12 protein-coding genes and 1 riboswitch are annotated in these 18,013 nt (G+C 72.8%); of the genes, 7 read left to right on the forward strand and 5 right to left on the reverse strand.

Features of this window, described 5'->3' with window-relative positions:
* Positions 1 to 81: 81 nt before the first annotated feature.
* The 4 genes from ABD841_RS25375 to ABD841_RS25390 form a co-directional block, all read right to left on the reverse strand.
* A complete protein-coding gene (locus ABD841_RS25375) occupies positions 82 to 333 on the reverse strand; it encodes a hypothetical protein (RefSeq protein ID WP_344976741.1) in 252 nt (83 codons plus the stop codon).
* A 148-nt stretch (positions 334 to 481) separates the two neighbouring features.
* Positions 482 to 1,963 carry an alpha/beta hydrolase family protein gene (locus ABD841_RS25380; RefSeq protein ID WP_344976744.1) on the reverse strand — a complete coding sequence of 494 codons (1,482 nt, stop codon included), beginning with the start codon at positions 1,961 to 1,963 and terminating at the stop codon, positions 482 to 484.
* Positions 1,960 to 3,546, reverse strand: a complete 1,587-nt coding sequence (locus tag ABD841_RS25385) for a peroxidase family protein (protein WP_344976747.1) — start codon at positions 3,544 to 3,546, stop codon at positions 1,960 to 1,962. Before ABD841_RS25385 ends, ABD841_RS25380 begins: the two co-directional genes overlap by 4 nt.
* 2 nt (positions 3,547 to 3,548) lie before the next feature.
* A complete protein-coding gene (locus ABD841_RS25390) occupies positions 3,549 to 4,856 on the reverse strand; it encodes a cytochrome P450 (RefSeq protein WP_344976750.1) in 1,308 nt (435 codons plus the stop codon).
* Between the two features lie 249 nt (positions 4,857 to 5,105).
* On the opposite strand from ABD841_RS25390, the gene ABD841_RS25395 reads away from it, so the two are divergent.
* From ABD841_RS25395 to ABD841_RS25410, 4 genes are all read left to right on the forward strand, one after another.
* Positions 5,106 to 6,053, forward strand: coding sequence for an acyl-CoA desaturase (locus ABD841_RS25395; RefSeq protein ID WP_344976753.1), 948 nt, complete (start codon positions 5,106 to 5,108; stop codon positions 6,051 to 6,053).
* A gap of 226 nt (positions 6,054 to 6,279) precedes the next feature.
* Positions 6,280 to 6,750 (forward strand): nuclear transport factor 2 family protein, encoded by a 471-nt coding sequence (locus ABD841_RS25400; RefSeq protein ID WP_344976917.1) that lies wholly within the window; start codon positions 6,280 to 6,282, stop codon positions 6,748 to 6,750.
* 165 nt (positions 6,751 to 6,915) lie between these two features.
* On the forward strand, positions 6,916 to 7,824 hold the full coding sequence (locus ABD841_RS25405; protein ID WP_344976756.1) for a magnesium transporter: 909 nt from the start codon (positions 6,916 to 6,918) through the stop codon (positions 7,822 to 7,824).
* Between the two features lie 206 nt (positions 7,825 to 8,030).
* Complete coding sequence (locus ABD841_RS25410) at positions 8,031 to 11,252, forward strand: NB-ARC domain-containing protein (protein ID WP_344976759.1); 3,222 nt, start codon at positions 8,031 to 8,033, stop codon at positions 11,250 to 11,252.
* A gap of 105 nt (positions 11,253 to 11,357) precedes the next feature.
* Here the strand turns inward: ABD841_RS25410 and ABD841_RS25415 are convergent, their stop codons facing one another.
* Positions 11,358 to 13,406 carry a hypothetical protein gene (locus tag ABD841_RS25415; protein WP_344976762.1) on the reverse strand — a complete coding sequence of 683 codons (2,049 nt, stop codon included), beginning with the start codon at positions 13,404 to 13,406 and terminating at the stop codon, positions 11,358 to 11,360.
* 422 nt (positions 13,407 to 13,828) lie between these two features.
* On the opposite strand from ABD841_RS25415, the gene ABD841_RS25420 reads away from it, so the two are divergent.
* From ABD841_RS25420 to ABD841_RS25430, 3 genes are all read left to right on the forward strand, one after another.
* Positions 13,829 to 13,996, forward strand: a complete 168-nt coding sequence (locus tag ABD841_RS25420) for a hypothetical protein (protein ID WP_344976765.1) — start codon at positions 13,829 to 13,831, stop codon at positions 13,994 to 13,996.
* A 289-nt stretch (positions 13,997 to 14,285) separates the two neighbouring features.
* A riboswitch (cyclic di-AMP (ydaO/yuaA leader) is annotated at positions 14,286 to 14,433 on the forward strand.
* A 10-nt stretch (positions 14,434 to 14,443) separates the two neighbouring features.
* On the forward strand, positions 14,444 to 15,538 hold the full coding sequence (locus tag ABD841_RS25425) for a D-alanyl-D-alanine carboxypeptidase family protein (RefSeq protein WP_344976768.1): 1,095 nt from the start codon (positions 14,444 to 14,446) through the stop codon (positions 15,536 to 15,538).
* A gap of 776 nt (positions 15,539 to 16,314) precedes the next feature.
* On the forward strand, positions 16,315 to 17,931 hold the full coding sequence (locus tag ABD841_RS25430) for a pectate lyase family protein (RefSeq protein WP_344976770.1): 1,617 nt from the start codon (positions 16,315 to 16,317) through the stop codon (positions 17,929 to 17,931).
* The last annotated feature ends 82 nt before the right edge of the window (positions 17,932 to 18,013 follow it).

Genomic DNA, 18,013 nt, shown 5'->3' on the forward strand with positions numbered 1-18,013 from the left:
CGGTGACGCCCGCGCCCCGGGCGCCGGGTCGGCCCGCCGGCGGACCGGCCGCACCGGTGGTGCGTGACGGGGCTGTCCGGTTCACGCGCCGGCGCGCCGGCGACCCGCCCGGTCGGCGTAGACGCGCAGCCGGGCCGCGGCCTCGGCCAGATCACCGGAGGCCGCGGCGCAGGCGGCGATGTGGGCGTCCACGGTCTCCCGCAGCCAGTCCGGCGCGGCGCCGCCCAGCCGGTCCCCGATCTCGCGGAGGCGTTCGGCGCACTCGGCGAGAACGCGGGCGTCGGAGCGCAGGACCTCGGCGTGGGCGGCGATCGCTTCGGGGACGGCGGACATCCGGATGCTCCTTCGACGGGGTGGCCCGCTCCGGGACGTCCGTGCCCCGGAGCGTCTGGCGGGTCGTGACGGGCGTGGGAAGGGGCGGGAGTGGTCGAGGCCCGGTTCCCGGGGGCGCCGCGTCATGGACGAGCCGTCCGCCCGGTGATCAGCCGCGGCTCGGGACGCGTCCGGCCCCGGTCCCGCGTCCCGGCGCGCGGCGGAAGGGGCGGAAGGTAGGGCCCCCGGGGCGGGGAGCCTGGTCGAACAACCGGTAGACCTGCGAGCGGATGACCCGGCCCCGGTACGGCGCGAGCCGCCGGTCGATCCGGTCGCGGGCCTCGGGCAGGTCGTCCGTGAGGTTGGCGGTGTAGTGCTCGATGCTGTGGCAGATCGGGAACAGGTGGGTCGAGTCGAAGTAGTCGACGACGTACCAGTCGGGATGCAGGTCGAAACAGCCGCCCGCGCCCTGCCCGTCCAGGGTGGGGACGATGTCGTGCTGGTTGGTGACGCTGGCGACCCAGGTCCGCGGGTCCGCGGGTTTCTTGAAGTCGATCGGCGACCCGACGGCCACGACGTGGGTGACGGTGTGGCGGGCGCAGAACTCCGCGTCCTGCGCCAGGTTCATGACGGCCGCGCCGCCGGCGCTGTGCCCGATCAGGGCGAGCTCGGCGCCCGGCGGGACGCCGAAGTCCTCGACGGCTCTGCGCAGCGCGCGGCTGTAGGGGTTGCTGTCCAGTACGGCACTGCTGAAGGCGCCGAGCAGATCCTGCGGGGAGTCGTTGTCGGGGTGGCCGAGTCTCATGCCGGGGGCCTGGACGACGTGACGTACCACGCCGTCCGGGCCCGCCACGCTCTGGATGAGCATCCGCCCGGTCGTGCCGACGACGCCGATGTTGCGGAGGAAGTCGAGCAACGATCCCTCCGATCCCAGCCGGGCGAGCTCGGCGGGGTCCGGCTCCACCCGGCGGGCGGCCCCCTCCCCCGTGTCGAGGACCGCTATGGCCCTGTTGCTCAGGCCGGTGATCGGATCGGCGCTGGCGTACCCCTTCCCGGTCGCGATCAGCCATGCGGCGGTGTCGTTGAGCGGGTTCTCGTCCAGCAGGGCCCGCAGGGCGAGGACCTCGCCGAAGACCGGGGCGAGCTGGCTGAGGGTGCGGACCGCGCCGCGGTCCTTCAGCAGGGCGCGCAAGGCCCGGAGCGAGGCGAGGTCGCGGTCGCCGCCGGCCGCTTCGATGAGCCTGCCCAGCAGCGGGTCGTCGACCAGCTCCGGATGGTCCAGGGTCACGGCGGTGATCCGCAGCCGCAGCGAGGTCGCCACGACGAGGACGGCCAGGCTCTCCGCGCCCGCCACGGCACCGAGCTTGGCCGCGAGGCCGCCCAGCCGGCCGCCGGCGAGCGCGTACCCGAGTCCGTCCGGATTCGTCACCGCGCGCAGCAGGGCACGCTGTGCCCGGCACCCCTCCGCCGGGGCGCGTGGCAGGGCGCCGAGCACGGCACCTGCGGTGAGCGCCGCGGTGGCGTGGGCGGACGCCTCCCGGATCGCCACCCCGATGTCGGCCAGCTCGCGGGCCGCGGCGCGCAGCAGCTTCGCGACCGCGGCCGGATCGTCCTCCCCGCCGCTCTCCCGCACGGCCTCCCCGCCGTTCACCGCTCCTCCCGCCGGGTCAGGCTCACGAAGCGCGGCCGCGGGTCTTCGGGGACGTTGCGGTGGAGTACGTCCGAGAGCGTCCGCGTGGTGGCGATGATCTCCATCCCGGTCGGGGAGAACGTCTCGGCGTTGAACACCCGTGGCGCCAGCAACGGATTGGTCAGCGCCTGCGAGAAGGCGTCGATGGCGATGATCTTCGTGAGGAGCGGGGGCAGAATGGCGTTCGGGGCTCCCGGCTCCTCGGCGAACAGGCCGACGTACAGGTCCAGGTCGTCCACGCTCCGGTAGAGCTCGCGGAGCGCCCCGCTCACCCGGGCGTCGCCGGACACCTGCTCGAAGCGGCGCACGCGGGGGAAGCGGCAGTGCTCACGGTAGCTGTTGTAGGGGGCCAGGTTCAGCGCGCGTGAGTCGGCGATGCTGTCCACGTCCACCGCCCGCAGCACGGGGTCGGTGTTGAACAGGCCGATGCGGCCGGCGCGCTGCCGTGAGGCGTCCTCGAAGAGCCGGCCCAGCCCCGGGCCGGGGATGAGCGCGCCACCGACCAGGGTCTCCGCCATCGGGAGTTCCCGGCCGCCCACGGCCAGGGTGGAGGGGATCAGGCTGTGCCAGCGGTAGACGAGGTTGAACTCCACCGAGGCCCAGTTCTCCCGGTGCCAGGACGCCCGGGCCAGCGTGGTGGAGAGCCGCGGGTCCAGGGTGAAGCGGAAGTGGTACGGCGTGATGTGGTTGATGTACTCCTCCACCACCAGCTTGATGAGGAGCACGATGAGGATGTTGCGCGCGGTCTGGAACAGGCGTTCGTCGTCCCAGCGCGGATGGCGTTCGGCCAGGAGGCGGGCCACCCTGTTGTGCTCGCGCAGGAACAGCACCGTGAGCATGGTGAAGCCGATCTGGATGTTGCCGCGGTCGCTGCCCGTCGCGAACAGGGTGTCGCGCTGCGCGTCGGTGAGTTCGGCGAAGCGGATCACGCTCAGCGCGGAGAACTCGGGTTTGATCCGGCCCTTCTCGCAGAGGGGCGGCGGGAACTCCCCTCCGTTGACGAGCCGGCTCTTGAGCAGCCCGCCGTCGAAGGTCCGGAGGGCTGCGGTCGCCGCCTCGTCGAGCCCGTAGAGCTGGTTCAGGTCGATGTGGTGGTTCGAGCTGTTCTTGCGCGGGTCGCGGGGGACGTTCGTGTCGCCGCGGAGGAACCCGTCGGTGAACCACTGGGCGAAGTACGCGAACAGCACGGTGGACCGGGGGCACGGGATCATGGCGTCGCCGCGGGTGAACAGGTCCGCGGCGCGCTCGGGAGTGGGCCGGCCGTCCTGGTCCCCGGCGACCGGCGGCAGATGGCGCCCGCTGAACGTGCGGTCGGTCAGCGAGGCCCACGACGTGTAGTCGGCCATGGTGCTCAGCGGCTCGGGCCGCGGCGGCATCTCGCGGATCGCGTGGTCGATCAGGGAGGCGTTGAGGCGCCGTCGCACCGGCCCGACGCGCTGCGCGAGGTCCCAGAACGGCCGTCCGCGGGTCAGGGCCAGGAACCTGACGCGGTTGGCCGCGCCGTCGGTCGCGATGCTTCTCGCACTCGTTCTGCCGGACGCCACCGTCACGCCTCCTCACCGTCCCGGCCGAGTCCGAGGACGAACCGGTCGGGGAAGACGCCGTGGGCGCGGACGATCGTGCCCTCCGGCGCCGGGAGCAGGCGCACCCCGGGGCGCCGGAGCAGCCGGCGGACGACCTCGCAGATGACGACCCTGGCAGGGTGCACGCCGAGGCACGCGTGGTGGCCGTGACCGAAGTACAGCCGGTGGTGCCCCGGCCGGTCGAGACGGAACTCGTCCGGCTCCTCCACCACGTCCGGGTCGAACATGGCCGAGGCGGGTGCGGCGAGCACGAACGTCCCGGCGGGGATGACCGTCCGGCGCGGGGTGCCGGCGGCGAGGACGTGGTCGCGCTCGCACACCCGCGGAAGCAGTTTGAAGAACGGGTTGAACCGCAGCGCCTCCCAGACGTAGCGGTCGAAGCGCGCCGGATCCGGCTCCGCGGCGGCGTCGGCGGCCTCCGCCCGCACCCGGGGGCGGAGCATGATCTGCTCCACGGCCTCCGTCATGGCTCCCGGGCCGCTCTCCACGAAACCGAGGGGAAGTCCCGCCATGTTGATCAGCATTCGCTCGTCGCCGACGTCCACCCCCGCCGGGAGGGTCGTACGGATGAGGCGCGTGAAGACGTCGTCCGGCGGCACCCGTCCGGCCTCCAGGGCGGCCCGGCGTTCGGCGAGCAGCCCGCGCAGGTAGCGCAGCATCTCCCCGCCCGCGCGGACCGACTCGGCCTGGATCTCCAGGTCGCCCTGGAAGTTGGCGAAACCGTCGGTGATCACTGCTCTCGTCCACCGGGACAGGGTCGCCGGATCGGGTCCGGGAAAGCCGAAGTACTCGCCGCACACGCGCAGGGCGACGTGCCGGAAGAGCTCGCCGACGGCCTCGATCCGCCCTCGCGGCGCCGCGGCGTCCAGGGCCTCGTCCGCGATCCGCCCCGCCAGCCCGCGTACGTCCGCCGCGTCCTGGGGAGGGAGCATGACCTGCATCAGCCCCTTCTCCCGCCAGTTCATCGGCGTCGCGTCCCTCGACAGCATGAACGGTCCGCCCAGGGCCGCCTCCAGGCGCGGCCCGAAGGCCCGGACCGTGAAGACCTCCTCGTGGGAGAGCACCTCGGTGACGTCGGCGAAACGGGTCACGACGGTGAAGGCGGGCGTGACGAAGACCGGTCTGTGCTGACGGAGCTCGGCGAAGAAGGCACGCCAGTCCGTGCGCATCCATTCCCGGACGAGGGTGAGCGCGGACATCGGATCACGCGCCATGGCCGCGTCGTACCGTTCCAGATGGTCGCCCGCAGTCGCTCGATCGACAACAGCCATGCCGTAGGACCCTCCGTCTCATGTGTGAACCGACCGCTGAAGCCATGGCGAGCGGAGACGATCACTTTCCGTGGTCACAATCTAGGCAGGTGACGCATCGCTTCAGGATGGCTACCAAGCGCATTGTTCTGGATCCTGTGAGTAACCGACACATCACTCTGAGGTGACTGCCGCAATCCGGCCGGCCGGCCGTTGAATGGATGGCCGGGCCGCGGACCGGGCGGTCCTCACCGATCTCGGGGAGGCACCATGACCACGTCGGCCTTCCCGCCGGGCCGGCCGGAGCCGGGTCCGGCCGAGACCGTGGCGGTCCCGGCCGGGCGCCGCACCGCCTACCTGATCGTCCTCGTCATACTGCCCGTGCTGATCCTGGCCGTGGCGGTCCCGGCCGTCTGGGGGTGGGGAATCGGCCCGCGCGACGTGGTCATCGCCGTCGTCATGTATCTCGTCAGCATCTTCGGCATCGCCATCGGCTACCACCGGCACTTCACCCATCGCGCCTTCAAGTGCCGCAGACCACTGCGCATCGCGCTCATGCTGGCCGGTGGCATGGCGCTCGAAGGCCCGATCACGCTGTGGACGGCCGAGCACCGCCGCCACCACAAGTACGCCGACCGGCCCGGCGACCCGCACTCACCGTGGCGCTACGGCGACAGCGGCCTGGCCCTGCTGCGCGGCATGGCGCACGCCCACGTCGGCTGGTTCTACACCGCGCGTCATCGCTCCAGCCGGCAGCACTGGGTGCCGGACCTGCTGACCGATCCGGACGTCCGGCGGTTCGACGCGGCCTACCCGGCCGTCGCGGCGCTCTCGTTCCTGCTCCCCGCCGCGGCGGGAGGACTGTGGGCGATGTCGTGGACCGGTGTGTGGACCGCCCTCTTCTGGGGCGGGCTGGTCCGCTACGCCGTGGTGCACCATGTGACCTGGTCGGTGAACTCCATCGCCCACACCTTCGGCGAGCGTCCCTTCAGGACCAGGGACCGGTCGTCCAACGTCCGGTGGGTGGCGTTCCTGACCCTCGGTGAGGGCTGGCACAACTGGCATCACGTCGAGCCGACCTGCGCCCGCCACGGGGTGCTCGGGGGCCAGCCGGACCCGAGCGCCCGGGTGATCCGCTGGCTTGAGCGAGCGGGCTGGGCGTACGACGTGCGCTGGCCCGACCCCGGGCGCCTGGCCGCTCGCCGGGTGAGGACGTGACCGTCGCGGCCCCACGCGCGGCGGCCGGGTGAAGGCCGACCGCCTCGGGGTCCGCCCCCGGACCCTGCCGTCTCCTCATCCGGATGCTCCTTCCCCGGGGAACGGCCGGTGTCACGGACGCCGGCCGTACTCCGCCACCACACCCACATCAATGCTAATTATGTATATTGATTGGGCCTCACTGGTGGCTGCCCCGAGGGACGCGGAGGAGAGAAAAGCCGTGACCATGTCGACGGATGACGAGATCGCCGCTCTGACGGCGCGGCTGCGGCGCCTGGAGACCGCGGAGGCGGCCAGGGCGCTCACCGCGAAGTACGCGCTCGCCCTCGACCGCAAGGATTTCGACGCGCTCGCGGACCTGTTCACCGGCGACGCCGTGCTGCGCGCGGGCCCGAAGACGTGCGAAGGCCGCGAGGCCGTGATGGCGTTCTTCCGGCACGCCCTCGAGGTGGCCGATCCGTCGGCGAAGAAACACTTCGTCGTGAACCAGCGGGTGACGCACACGGCACCGGGCGAGGTGCGTGTCGACTCCTACTTCCTCTACACGGCGGTCGGACCGGCGTCCGTGCTCGGCTGGGGAACCTACGCCGACGTGGTGGGTGTCGACGACGACGGCCGCGCGCGCTTCAGGGAGAAGAGCATCGCCGTCGACGTGGCCGCGGACGTACGGGAGGGATGGGCGACCTCTCCGCTATGATTCCCCCGTTCGGAACGGTCAGGGTGTGGTTGTCGTCCCCCTCCGCGAAGGGGGACGAGAAGCCGCCCCGCAGAGGGTGGAGGAGTCACGACGACTTCCCCGTTCACCGGAACACGTGAAGAGTTCACCGGTAAGGCGGGCGAGCACGCCGTCACCGCCGTACCGGTGTTCGCCCCCGCGACGAAAGCGGGTGACGCCTGGACCCGGATGCTCGGCAGACGCTTCGACAGCGCCTCCGACATCGTGGTGGGCGACGGCGACGGCCGTCTCTACGGCCTGGTGAGCGTCGAGCGGTTGCTCGCCGCCGATCCCGGCGCCACCTTGGCCGAGCTGGCCGATCGCGATCCGCCGGTCGTGGCCCCCGGCATGGATCAGGAGATCGCCGCCTGGCACGCCGTGCAACACGGCGAGAGCAGCCTGGCGATCGTCGATCCCTCCGGGAGGTTCAAGGGTCTGGTCCCCCGCCGCCGGCTGTTGCGCGTCCTGCTCGAGGAGCACGACGAGGACATGGCCCGGCTCGGCGGCTACCTGAGAGGGTCGAAAGCGGCCGGGAGCGCGGCCGAGGAGTCCATCGGCAGGCGGTTCGCCCACCGGATGCCCTGGCTGCTGCTGGGGCTGCTCGGCGCGATGATGTCGGCGGGCATCGTCGCCTCCTTCGAGGAACGCCTGGCCGCCAACGTCGCCCTGGCCTTCTTCCTGCCCGGTGTGGTCTACATGGCCGACGCGGTGGGCACGCAGACCGAGGCGGTCGTGGTGCGCGGTCTGTCCGTGGGCGTGTCCATCCGCCGCCTCACCCGCGGGGAGAGCATCACCGGTCTCATCATCGGCGCCGCCATGGCCCTGGCCTTCTTCCCCTTCGCCCTGCTGTACGGCGACCCCCGGGTGGCGCTGACCGCGGCCGTCTCCCTGTTCGCGGCCTGTTCGGTGGCGTCGGTGCTGGCCATGGCGCTCCCGTGGGCGCTCAACCGCCTCGGCCGCGACCCCGCCTTCGGCTCCGGCCCGCTGGCGACGGTCGTCCAGGACCTGGTCTCCATCACCGTCTACTTGCTCACCGCGATGCTGATCGTCACCTGAGGTCGCACCGCCCGATCCCGGCCGGTCCCGCGGTGGTGGACATGCCGGCCGCGGCAGGCGCGGCTCGGGTGTCCCGCCTGCCGTCGTCGTGGTGGTGGCGGCGAGATCTCGCGGCGGGCCTAGGGTTGACCTCGGTCGTCCATGTCCCTCCGCCGGGCCGCGAACCGGTCCGGCCCCACAGACCGGCAAGGGGTTGAACCACGCAGATGTCGCCCAGGCGGTACGTCAAGCGCCCCGGACTGTCCACCGAGGTCATCCGCCTGGTGACCGGCCGGGCGGGGAAGAGGCGGCCGGTGGCCCTGGTCGGGATGGGCGGGTCCGGGAAGTCCGCCCTGGCCGCCGACGTCTGCGGGGCCGGGCGGGTACGGCGCCGTTTCCCCGACGGGGTGATCCGGCTGGAGGTCCGGCCCGAGCAGGACCCGGTGACGCTCCTGGCCGATATCGGGCGGCGGTCCGGCCTGGCGGCCACCGGGCGGGGATTCGCCACCCTTGCGCGGGGCCGGGACACGCTGGCGGCGGCGTTCCGCGGTAAACGGCTGCTGATCGCTCTGGACGGCGTACGGGATCGGGGCCCGCTGGACGCGGTGGAGGTCTTGCCGGACACCTGCCGGGTGCTGTTCACCACGCGCCTGTCCGGATTGGCCGAGGCCATGGACGCCGCCGAGGTCCGGGTGGGCGAGCTGACCCGGGACCAGGCTCTGCGGCTGCTGGGGGCCTGGACCCGGGAACCGGTCGGAGAGCTGCCGCCGGAGGCACACCGGTTGTGCGCGCGGGTGGGGAACCTGGCCCTGGGCGTGGCGATCACGGGTGCGATGGTCGCCCGCGGTCATTCCTACACCGACGTCCTGGCGTTGATCGAGCGCGACCCGGCCCGGATCCGCGCGGAACTGGATCCGCGGTACCACCATGACGCCCTGTTCGCGGCGGTCGGCGCGAGTGTCGACGAGCTCCCGGCACCGGACCGGGCCGGATACGCGCAACTGGCCGTCTTCGCCGGCCGGGGGCCGTTCCCCCGTGAGGCCGTCCAGGCGGTCTGGGGGGCGGAGATGTCCGGGCCGCGGACCGGCGAGCTGCTGGCCGGCCTGGTGGGCCGTTCCCTGTTGAGCAGCCCCGAGGACGGCTGGTATGTCGCGCACCGCCTGCAGTACGACGTCATGGCGCGGCGGCTGACGCCCGACGGGCTCGTCGCCGCCCACAACAGGTTGCTCGACGGCTATCGCGAGACCTACCCGGACGGCTGGACCGGCTCCGCCGCCGACCGTTACCTGGGCTCCGCGCTCGCCGGTCATCTCGCCGCGGCCGGACGGCATGACGAACTCCACGCCCTGCTGGCCGACGTGCCGTGGATCCGCGCGCGCCTGCGTCATGGAGTCCTGCCGGAGCTGGTCTCCGACTACCGGTACGCACACGACACCCTGTCCCCGCACATCGTGCGGGCCCTGCGGCTGTCGGCCCCCGTGGTCACCGCCGATCCCGACCGGGTCCGCGTCCAGCTGACCAACCGGCTCCACGGTCATCGCGATCCCGCCGTCGCCGCGTGGACGGTCCGGAACGCCTCGGATGACCTGCCCGGGCCATGGCTGACGGCGCCGGGTCCCGTGCTCACGCCTACGACGGGAGCGTTGGAGGGCGTGCTCACCGACCACGGCGGCCGGGCGGTGCCGTCGGTGGCGGTCACCCCGGACGGGAGCCGGGTGGTCAGCGGCGGCGGCGACGGGACGATCCGGATCTGGGACCTGGACACCGGACGGCAGCGGGCCGCGCTGACCGGCCACACCGGCACGGTGAGTTCGGTGGCGGTCACCCCGGACGGGAGCCGGGTGGTCAGCGGCGGCGGCGACGGGACGATCCGGATCTGGGACCTGGAGACCGGACGGCAGCGGGCCATGCGGGCGGACCACGGCGGCTGGGTGTATTCGGTGGCGGTCACCCCGGACGGGAGCCGGGTGGTCAGCGGCGGTCACGGGCCGATATGGGTGTGGGACCTGCGAAGCGGGCGGCGGCGGGCCATGCGGGCGGACCACGGCGGCTGGGCGGTGCCGTCGGTGGCGGTCACCCCGGACGGGAGCCGGGTGGTCAGCAGCGGCGGCGACGGGACGATCCGGATCTGGGACCTGCGAAGCGGGCGGCAACGGGCCGTGCTGACCGGCCACACCGACGCGGTCGCGGTGGCGGTGACCCCCGACGGACGCCGGGCGATCAGCACGGGCGGCGACAGGACGGTGCGGGTCTGGGACCTGGACACCGGACGGCAGCAGGCCGCGCTGACCGGCCACACCGGCTGGGTGGGGCCGGTGGCGGTCACCCCCGACGGGCGCCTGGCGGTCAGCGGCGGCGGCGACAGGACGGTGCGGGTCTGGGACCTGGACACCGGACGGCAGCGGGCCACGCTGACCGGCCACACCGGCGAGGTGTGCTCGGTGACGGTCACCCCCGACGGACGCCGGGCGATCAGCGGCGGCAGCGACGGGACGATCCGGGTCTGGAACCTCGGAACCCGGCAGCGGCGGACCGTGTCCACCGGCCACACCGGCCGGGTGTATTCGGTGGCGGTCACCCCGGACGGGAACCGGGCGATCAGCGGCGGCGACGACGGGACGATCCGGATCTGGGACCTGGACACCCGGCGGCAGCGGGCCGTGCTGACCGATCGCGTCGGCTGGGTGCACACGGTGACCGTGACCCCGGACGGGAACCGGGTGGTCAGCGGTGACGGCGGAACGGTGCGGGTCTGGGACCTGGACACCGGACGGCAGCGGGCCACACTGACCGGCCACACCGGCTGGGTGCACGCGGTGGCGGTCACCCCCGACGGGCGCCGGGCGATCAGCGGCGGTGAGACGGTGCGGGTCTGGGATTTGGACACCGGACGGCAGCGGGCCGCGCTGACCGGCCACACCAGCGGGGTGTTCGCGGTGGCGGTGACCCCGGACGGGCGCCGGGTGGTCGTCGGGGGCCACGGGCCGATATGGGTGTGGGAGCTGGACACCGGACGGCAACGGGCCACACTGACCGGCCACACCGGCGCGGTGCACGCGATGACGGTCACCCCCGACGGGCGCCGGGCGATCAGCGGCGGCGACGACGGAACGGTCCGGGTCTGGGACCTGGACACCGGACGGCAGCGGGCCACACTGACCGGCCACACCGGCGCGGTGCACGCGGTGACCGTGACCCCCGACGGGCGCCGGGCGATCAGCGGCGGCGACGACGGAACGGTCCGGGTCTGGGACCTGGACACCGGACGGCAGGCGGCGGACTGGGCGGGAGAGTACCCGGTCGTGGCATGCGGCGTGGTGGCGGGCGGAACGCTCAAAGTCGTGGTGGGACAGCGGATAGGCCCGCCCTACCTGCTCGAACTCCACGATGCCCGCACCGGGGGCGGGGGTGAGAGCGACGGGAGGGAGCTCCGCCGCACGACTGAGTGACGTGTCCGGGGACGGACAGGAGGAGGTCACTCCACCGGCAGCCTCCGCGGGCGGTTCGGGGGACCACCCGCGGCGCTCGGCGGCGGCGTTTCGTGACGCGGGCGCTCACTGCCGGGACAGGGCACGGGTGATGCCGGTGGCGATGGTGGTGACCAGCACCCAGCCCGCGATCACCAGGCCGTAGGCGACCCACTGGGTGGCACCGGCGGGCTGGAATGCCTTCTCCTGCCCGAAGTCGATCAGCGGGAACAGCAGATCCAGAACGTAGACGACGGCGTTGAACGCGGGGCCCTCACCGGGTTTGGCCCGGGGCGGGCTGTTCACCGCGAACACGACGGCGCCGGCGACCAGCAGGGCCAGAAACCACAGGGCGGCGCGGACCGGGCGGTAACCGTACCCGACGGTGACATCCTGCAGCAGGCCCCAGGCGCGGGCGTACGGCGGGAGCCCGGCGCGGCGGCGTCGCTGTTTGACCAGCAGGACCGTACGGGCGTCGACGTCGTGGCCCAGCCGCCGGTAGGTGGTGGCGAGCTGCTCGTACGGCTGCGGCACGTATCCGTCCGGGCCGGACCGCAGCCAGGCCAGCCGTTCGGCGGCGGGCGGCATCGGGTCCAGGGCGTCGTAGGTCAGGCCGTCCTGGCGGCACGCTGGCCAGGTGGCGGGGTCATCACGGATCACGCCGATCCTGGCGTGCCGCAGGTCCACGACGCCCTCGGGGGCCTTCACCGGCCGCAGATCCAGCTCCCGGGCCTCCAGCTGCCAGGCCGCCAGCGCCCTGCCCCCGGGAGCGGACAGGGTGGCGCCGTTGAGGGACAGGCGCCGGCCGACGCGGGCGCCGGTCAGTGTGAGTTCGCCCTCGGCGGTGAAGCCGTGCCCGCATTCCAGGCCGCCGCCGATGCTCGCCCCGGCGGCGTCGAGTGCCCTGCCGCCGGGATTGGCCAGGTGGGCACCACCGAAGTCGGCGAACGTGCCGACATGCGCGTCGGCGAGCCGGACCTCGCCCTCCGCCCGGAAGCCTCCGGAGCACGACAGCCCGCCTCCGACCGTGACGCCGCCGGCGTCCAGGGCGATCCTGCCGGCCGGGCTCGAATCCGGCGTGGTCAGCTGTGCGCCGGTCAGGTTCAGCGACCCGGCGATACGCGCCTGCGACAGGTCCACCCGGCCGCACGCGGTGAGCTCGCGCGCCTCGAGGGTGCCCTCGACCTGGAGTTCGGCGGCCTGGAGCGCGTCCCCGCCGGGATGGGTCAGGGTGGCGCCGTCCAGGCTGAGCTCCCGATCGACCCGGGAGTTGGCCAGCCGTACGATGCCCGTCACGGTGAATCCACTGCCCAGGTACAGTCCGCCCTCGGCGGTGATGCGGGAACCGAGCAGGGCCATCCGACCGGGATGGGCGATCGTGCTTCCGGTGAAGCTGAACGGCCCGGTCACCCGGGTGTTGCGCGCTCTGACCATCCCGGTGACCCTCATCCACCGGCAGAAGACACTGCCGTCGGCGACCAGCCCGTCCAGCACGAGCGCCGGGCCGTCGGCCGGGGCGAAGCGCGCCTCATCCATGATCACAGTGCCGGTCACCCGGGCGTCGGACAGCCGGACCTGGCCCACGGCTCTCAGCCCGATCGCGGACAGGCCGCGGCCCGCCTGCAGCCGGTCGCAGTCGACCGCGCCGACCCGCGCGTGGCTCAGCGTGAGGCTTCCCGTCACCTGGGTTCCCCGCAGTTCCAGCAGGCCGGTGCAGACACAGGCCTCCAGCCGCAGGTGCCCGTCGATCTGCGCGTTGGATCCCGACAGACCCGGCAGATGAGAGCGTTTGAAGCTCAGCTGCGAACACCGGGCCCAGTACAGGCTCGGATCCCGCTCGAAGAAGCACGACAGGAACCGAGCCGAGTGACGGACCGTGGAGTAGGCGAGGTCCACCCGCTCGGTGATCCGGGCCCCCTTGAGCCTCATCGCCGGGATCCGGTGCGACCGCGGCGCCTCCTCGCTCATCAGCAGAGCGGCGATCACCCGGCCACGGACCGTCCGCTCCGCGCCCCAGGCAGCCCCCGCCGCCGGGTCGTCCTCTGCCGGATCCCCGGTCGTGAAGTCGACCTCCTCCCCGTGTGGAAAGGCCTCCCACACCCGGAGCTCGGCCTCGGACAGATCCTCAACACGCACGTCGTCCCCTCACCCGAACGCGGTCATTCCCTTGATCACCTATGCCATGTCGAGGATTACCATCCGGCGCTCCGTTGACGCCATCCTTACCATCGCGTTGGCGGCCCGGGTCGGCCCGCGCGGGGTAAGCCGTCACCGGGCGCGGGGTACGCGCCGCCGGCGGCTCCTCCGCTCCCCGAAGGACCGCGCACCGGCCGGGCGGGGAATCCGGGCGTGTTTCCGGCGCCCCGGGCGGCGTACGAGCCGCGTCGGCGCGGAGGGCCGGCGGCTGCGGCGGCCCCGCCGGGCGACCGCCGGTCAACGTCTCCCCTGTCCGGGCCGCGGCGCAGACGCGATCACCCCGCCTCGCCGGGCAACCCGCCCGCACGGAACCGTATCCTTGGAGCAGCCTCGCCTCTCATCCCACACAAGCGGTGATCTTCATGTACGAGATCGTCTCGGCTCTGGCGCCTCCCGCCATCGTCGCCACTGTCTTCCTGCTCGGCGTACGGGCGGTCCTGAAGCACGAGCGGGCGGACCGGGCGCGGGAAAGACGCCAGCCCGCCGGACCTCCCGTGAAGCTCGCGAAGGAGACCGGCTCCGAGGAGTAGGACGCCGGAAGGCGACGCCCGCTCCGGGCCCGTCGGAGGGGTACGCGGCCCGGAGCGGGCGATCCGTTCTCCGCGGTGGCGGGGCGACGCGGGGTTCGGGGGGATCAGGCCGGGCCGCCGGTCCCCGCGCACGACAAGACGCGGCACCTTTTGTCCCATTTGCGGATTTATGTGCGGTTATATTACTTTCTAGGGAATCGCGGCAGACGCAGGCACGACCATCCGGCCGCACCCGTTGCCGTTTCGTTGCCCGGACCGTGTGTCCCCGGCGGGCCCTTCCCGCCGGGACGGCGCACGGCCGCCGAATCCGCACCTCGCGGAGCCGGGGACCCATCCCTTCGGGGTGAATCGGAGCGCCAGCCCCCGAGCTGCGCCCCGTAGGGCACTTCCCAGCCCGAACCCGTCAGCTGACCCGGTAGGCGGCATGGAAGCAAGGACCAACCCATCATGCCCAAGCACCGGCTTGCCTCCTCCCCGAAGAACCGCCTGAACCTCTCCCCGGACCGCCCGGACTTCCCGGAGAACCGGCTGGGTCTCCCGAAGAACCGGCTGGGTCACGCACTCGTGGGCGCCGTCGTCGCCGTCGGTACCGTGGCCTCCGGTGCCGCCACCGCGCAAGCCGCCACCGTGCAGACCGGCGCCCCGCAGACCGGCGCCGCCACCGTGCAGACCGGCGCCCCGCAGACCGGCGCCGGGACGCTCCTCCCGCTGACCCCGCCCGCCGGCGGTGAGGCCGCCCGCAGCAAGGCACCGGCGGTGCTCGGACGCGCGGCCTATCTGGTCGACGCCTCGACGGGCGACGTCAGGCTCAGCAAGGGGGCCGACCGGCGAATGCCGGTGGCCAGCCTGACCAAGGTGATGACCGCATACATCGTGCTCAGGGAGGCTAGGCCGACGGACACGGTCACGATCACGCCGGAGGACGTGTGGTACGCACAGGCCGGTGGAGGCACCAGCGCGTACCTGCGCGTGGGAGACCGGCTCTCCGTCGAGGACCTCCTGTACGGCCTGATGCTTCCCTCGGGCGCGGACGCCGCCCACGCGCTGGCCCGCGCCTACGGTCCCGGGGTCGCCGGATTCACCGCGAAGATGAACGCCACCGCGCGCGAGCTCGGGATGCGCGACACCAGGTACCTCAACGCCGACGGGCTGCCCACCCCCGAGGGCGAGGGCTATTCCACCGCGCGGGACCAGACCCGGCTGGCCGAGATCGCGCTGCGCAACCCGGCCCTGGTGAAGATCACCTCCACCCGGCGCCACACGACCCCCAGGACAGCCGATCACCGCGCCTACACCTGGCACAACACCAACAAGCTGCTCGGCTCACCGGGCGCGCTCGGCCTGAAGACGGGTTTCACCCGCGCCGCGGGCTACAGCCTGGCCTTCGCCGCCGACAGCCACAACCACCGGCTGGTCGGCGTGATCCTCGGCGAGACGGTCTCCGGCCGGCGGTTCCAGACCGCCCGGGCACTCCTGGACTGGGCGGCGCGCGAGACGACGGCGGGCGACGGCCGCGGCGGGAGTGCCCGGAACCACCGGTGACGGGCGACGTCGGCGCGCTCCCGGGAGAGCCCGACGGCGCTGTCCGGCGGCCCGCGGAAGGTGCTGGTGATCTTGCCCTACGGCGTGCCGTGCGGCGTAGCCGATGAGTGCCTGCCCGCGTCGGCGAAGGCGTAGCCGGCGCCGGCGGGCACCCGCAACCCGCCCTCGGCCGCCTGCGGCAAGCGCGTCGAGGCGCCCGGCGGGGGGCGACGGCGACGCCGGCGCAGAGGGCGCTCACCGAACGGTCGAAGGCGGTGGGGCCGCCCGGCGGGGGCGCCACCCGCCCGCCGGGCCGTACCGCCCCGGCGACGGGGCCGCCCCGGGAAACCTCCGCGTGTTCGCGGGGAAATTTTCGCGTTACGTCCCACCCGGGCGGACGGGTTCTCACCTGGAAGAACGCGTTCCCGCCGGGCGGGTGGCCGGGCTGCCGCCCGGACGGGGACGAACTCGGCGCTTGACCCGTCCCTTACCGGGGGCGTACAAGTGCGAAAAGAGTTGGATAGCGCTTTCCCACCCTTCATCCCCGGGCGCCGCCCGGGACCCGTCCGCACGTGCTCCGGCGGAGGCCTGACCCTGTCCAAGGCCTGCGCCGGCGGTGGCGGACGGGCTCCGGCGACGCCCGGCGGACACCGTTCGCCAGGGCCTCCGGCCATGCCGGCACGTGACCGCGGAGCGCGGCCACGCCGACGTCACCGGTTCGGGCCCCGGCGCAAGGCCATGGTCCGACCGGGCCGGAGCACGGCCCGGTCGGCACTGACGGAACTGGAGGTTCCACGGTGCGCAGAAGGAAAGAGCTCCGCGCCAACTCACTGCTCGCCGCGCTCGCGGCGGCCCTCGCCGTCATGGTGCTCGGGGCGATGGCGCTGCTGGCGGTGCCCAGCGCGTTCGCCGCAACGCTGTTCGGCGACGATTTCGAGGACGGTAACGCCACGGGTTGGTCGAAGTCCGGGGGAAGCTGGTCGGTGGCCGCCGACGGCTCCCAGGTTTACCGGCAGTCCGGCACCGGCGCGGACGCCCGCGCGGTGGCCGGCGCCGGATGGTCGGACCAGGCGGTGCAGGCGCGGGTGAAGCCGACCGCGTTCAACGGCGCCGGCCGGCACGTCGCGGTGCTGGCCAGGGCGCAGAGCACCAGCAGTTACTACTTCCTCGGATTGAGCAACGCGGGTTCGGTCGTCCTGGGCAAGCGGACCAGCGGCGGCCCGACGACCCTCGCCTCGGCTCCGGCGACGGTGACCGCGGGCACGTGGTACACCCTCAGGCTGGAGGCGTTCGGCACGACGCTGCGCGGCTTCGTCAACAACGTCGAGGTCGTCACGGCGACGGACGCCACCTTCGCCTCCGGCAAGGTGGGCCTCTCCGGTTACTACGCGAGCGCCTCGTTCGACGACGTGCTGGTGACCGACGTCGGCGGGCCGAGCAACCCGCCGACCAGCCCCACGGTCACACCGCCGCCCACGGGTACCTGCCCCACCTCGGGTGCTCCCACCGGGTTCGCCTCGGTGAACGCCTGGGGCCAGAACGGCACCACGGGAGGCGCGGGTGGCCCGACCGTCGAGGTCGACACGGCGAGCGAGCTGATCTCCGCGATCGGCCAGAGCGGGCCCCTGAACATCTGCGTGCGCGGGATGATCACGGTTCCGGCGGGGATGCACAACGTCGCCTCGGACAAGACGATCGTGGGCGTCGGCTCCGACGCCGGCATCAGCGGCGGCGGGCTCAACATCGGCCTCCCCCTCGACGCGGCGGTCACCTCGCCGCCCGCGAACGCCGTGCACAACGTCATCATCCGCAACCTGTCGTTCCGGAACGCCACCGACGACTCGATCAACGTGCAGATGTTCTCCCACCACGTCTGGATCGACCACAACGACCTGTGCTGCGGGTACGACGGGCTGATCGACATCAAGCGCGGCTCGTCCTACGTCACCGTGTCGTGGAACCACCTGCACAAGCACACCAAGAACATGCTGCTCGGCCATGACGACAACAACGACGCGCAGGACGTCGGCCGGCTGAAGGTCACCTACCACCACAACTGGTTCGACCAGACGCCGCAGCGCAACCCGCGGGTGCGGTTCGGTGAGCCGGTGCACGTGTTCAACAACTACTACTACTACAACACCGACACCGGGGTGGCCTGCCAGGCCGACGCCGGGTGCATGGTCGAGGGCAACTACTTCGACCGGGTCGAGGAGCCGGTGACCAACTCCTACGCCGGCCCGGACGGCAGGTGCGTCGCGCGCAACAACGTGTTCGTCAACGAATCGGGCCAGCCCGACTGCAGCGGCAGCGTGGAGGAGCCCAGCACCTACTACAGCTACACCCTGGACGACCCGAACTCCGTGAAGGCGATCGTCACCGCGGGCGCCGGGGTCGGCAAGATCGGCGGCTGACCCCTCGGCACGAGGTCCTGGCGGGCGGCCGCTCCGGCCCCCGCCAGGAACCGGAGGCGGGTCACCGGCGCGGCCGTCCATG

This window comes from Streptosporangium fragile (genome assembly GCF_039534445.1).
Classification (GTDB): domain Bacteria; phylum Actinomycetota; class Actinomycetes; order Streptosporangiales; family Streptosporangiaceae; genus Streptosporangium; species Streptosporangium fragile.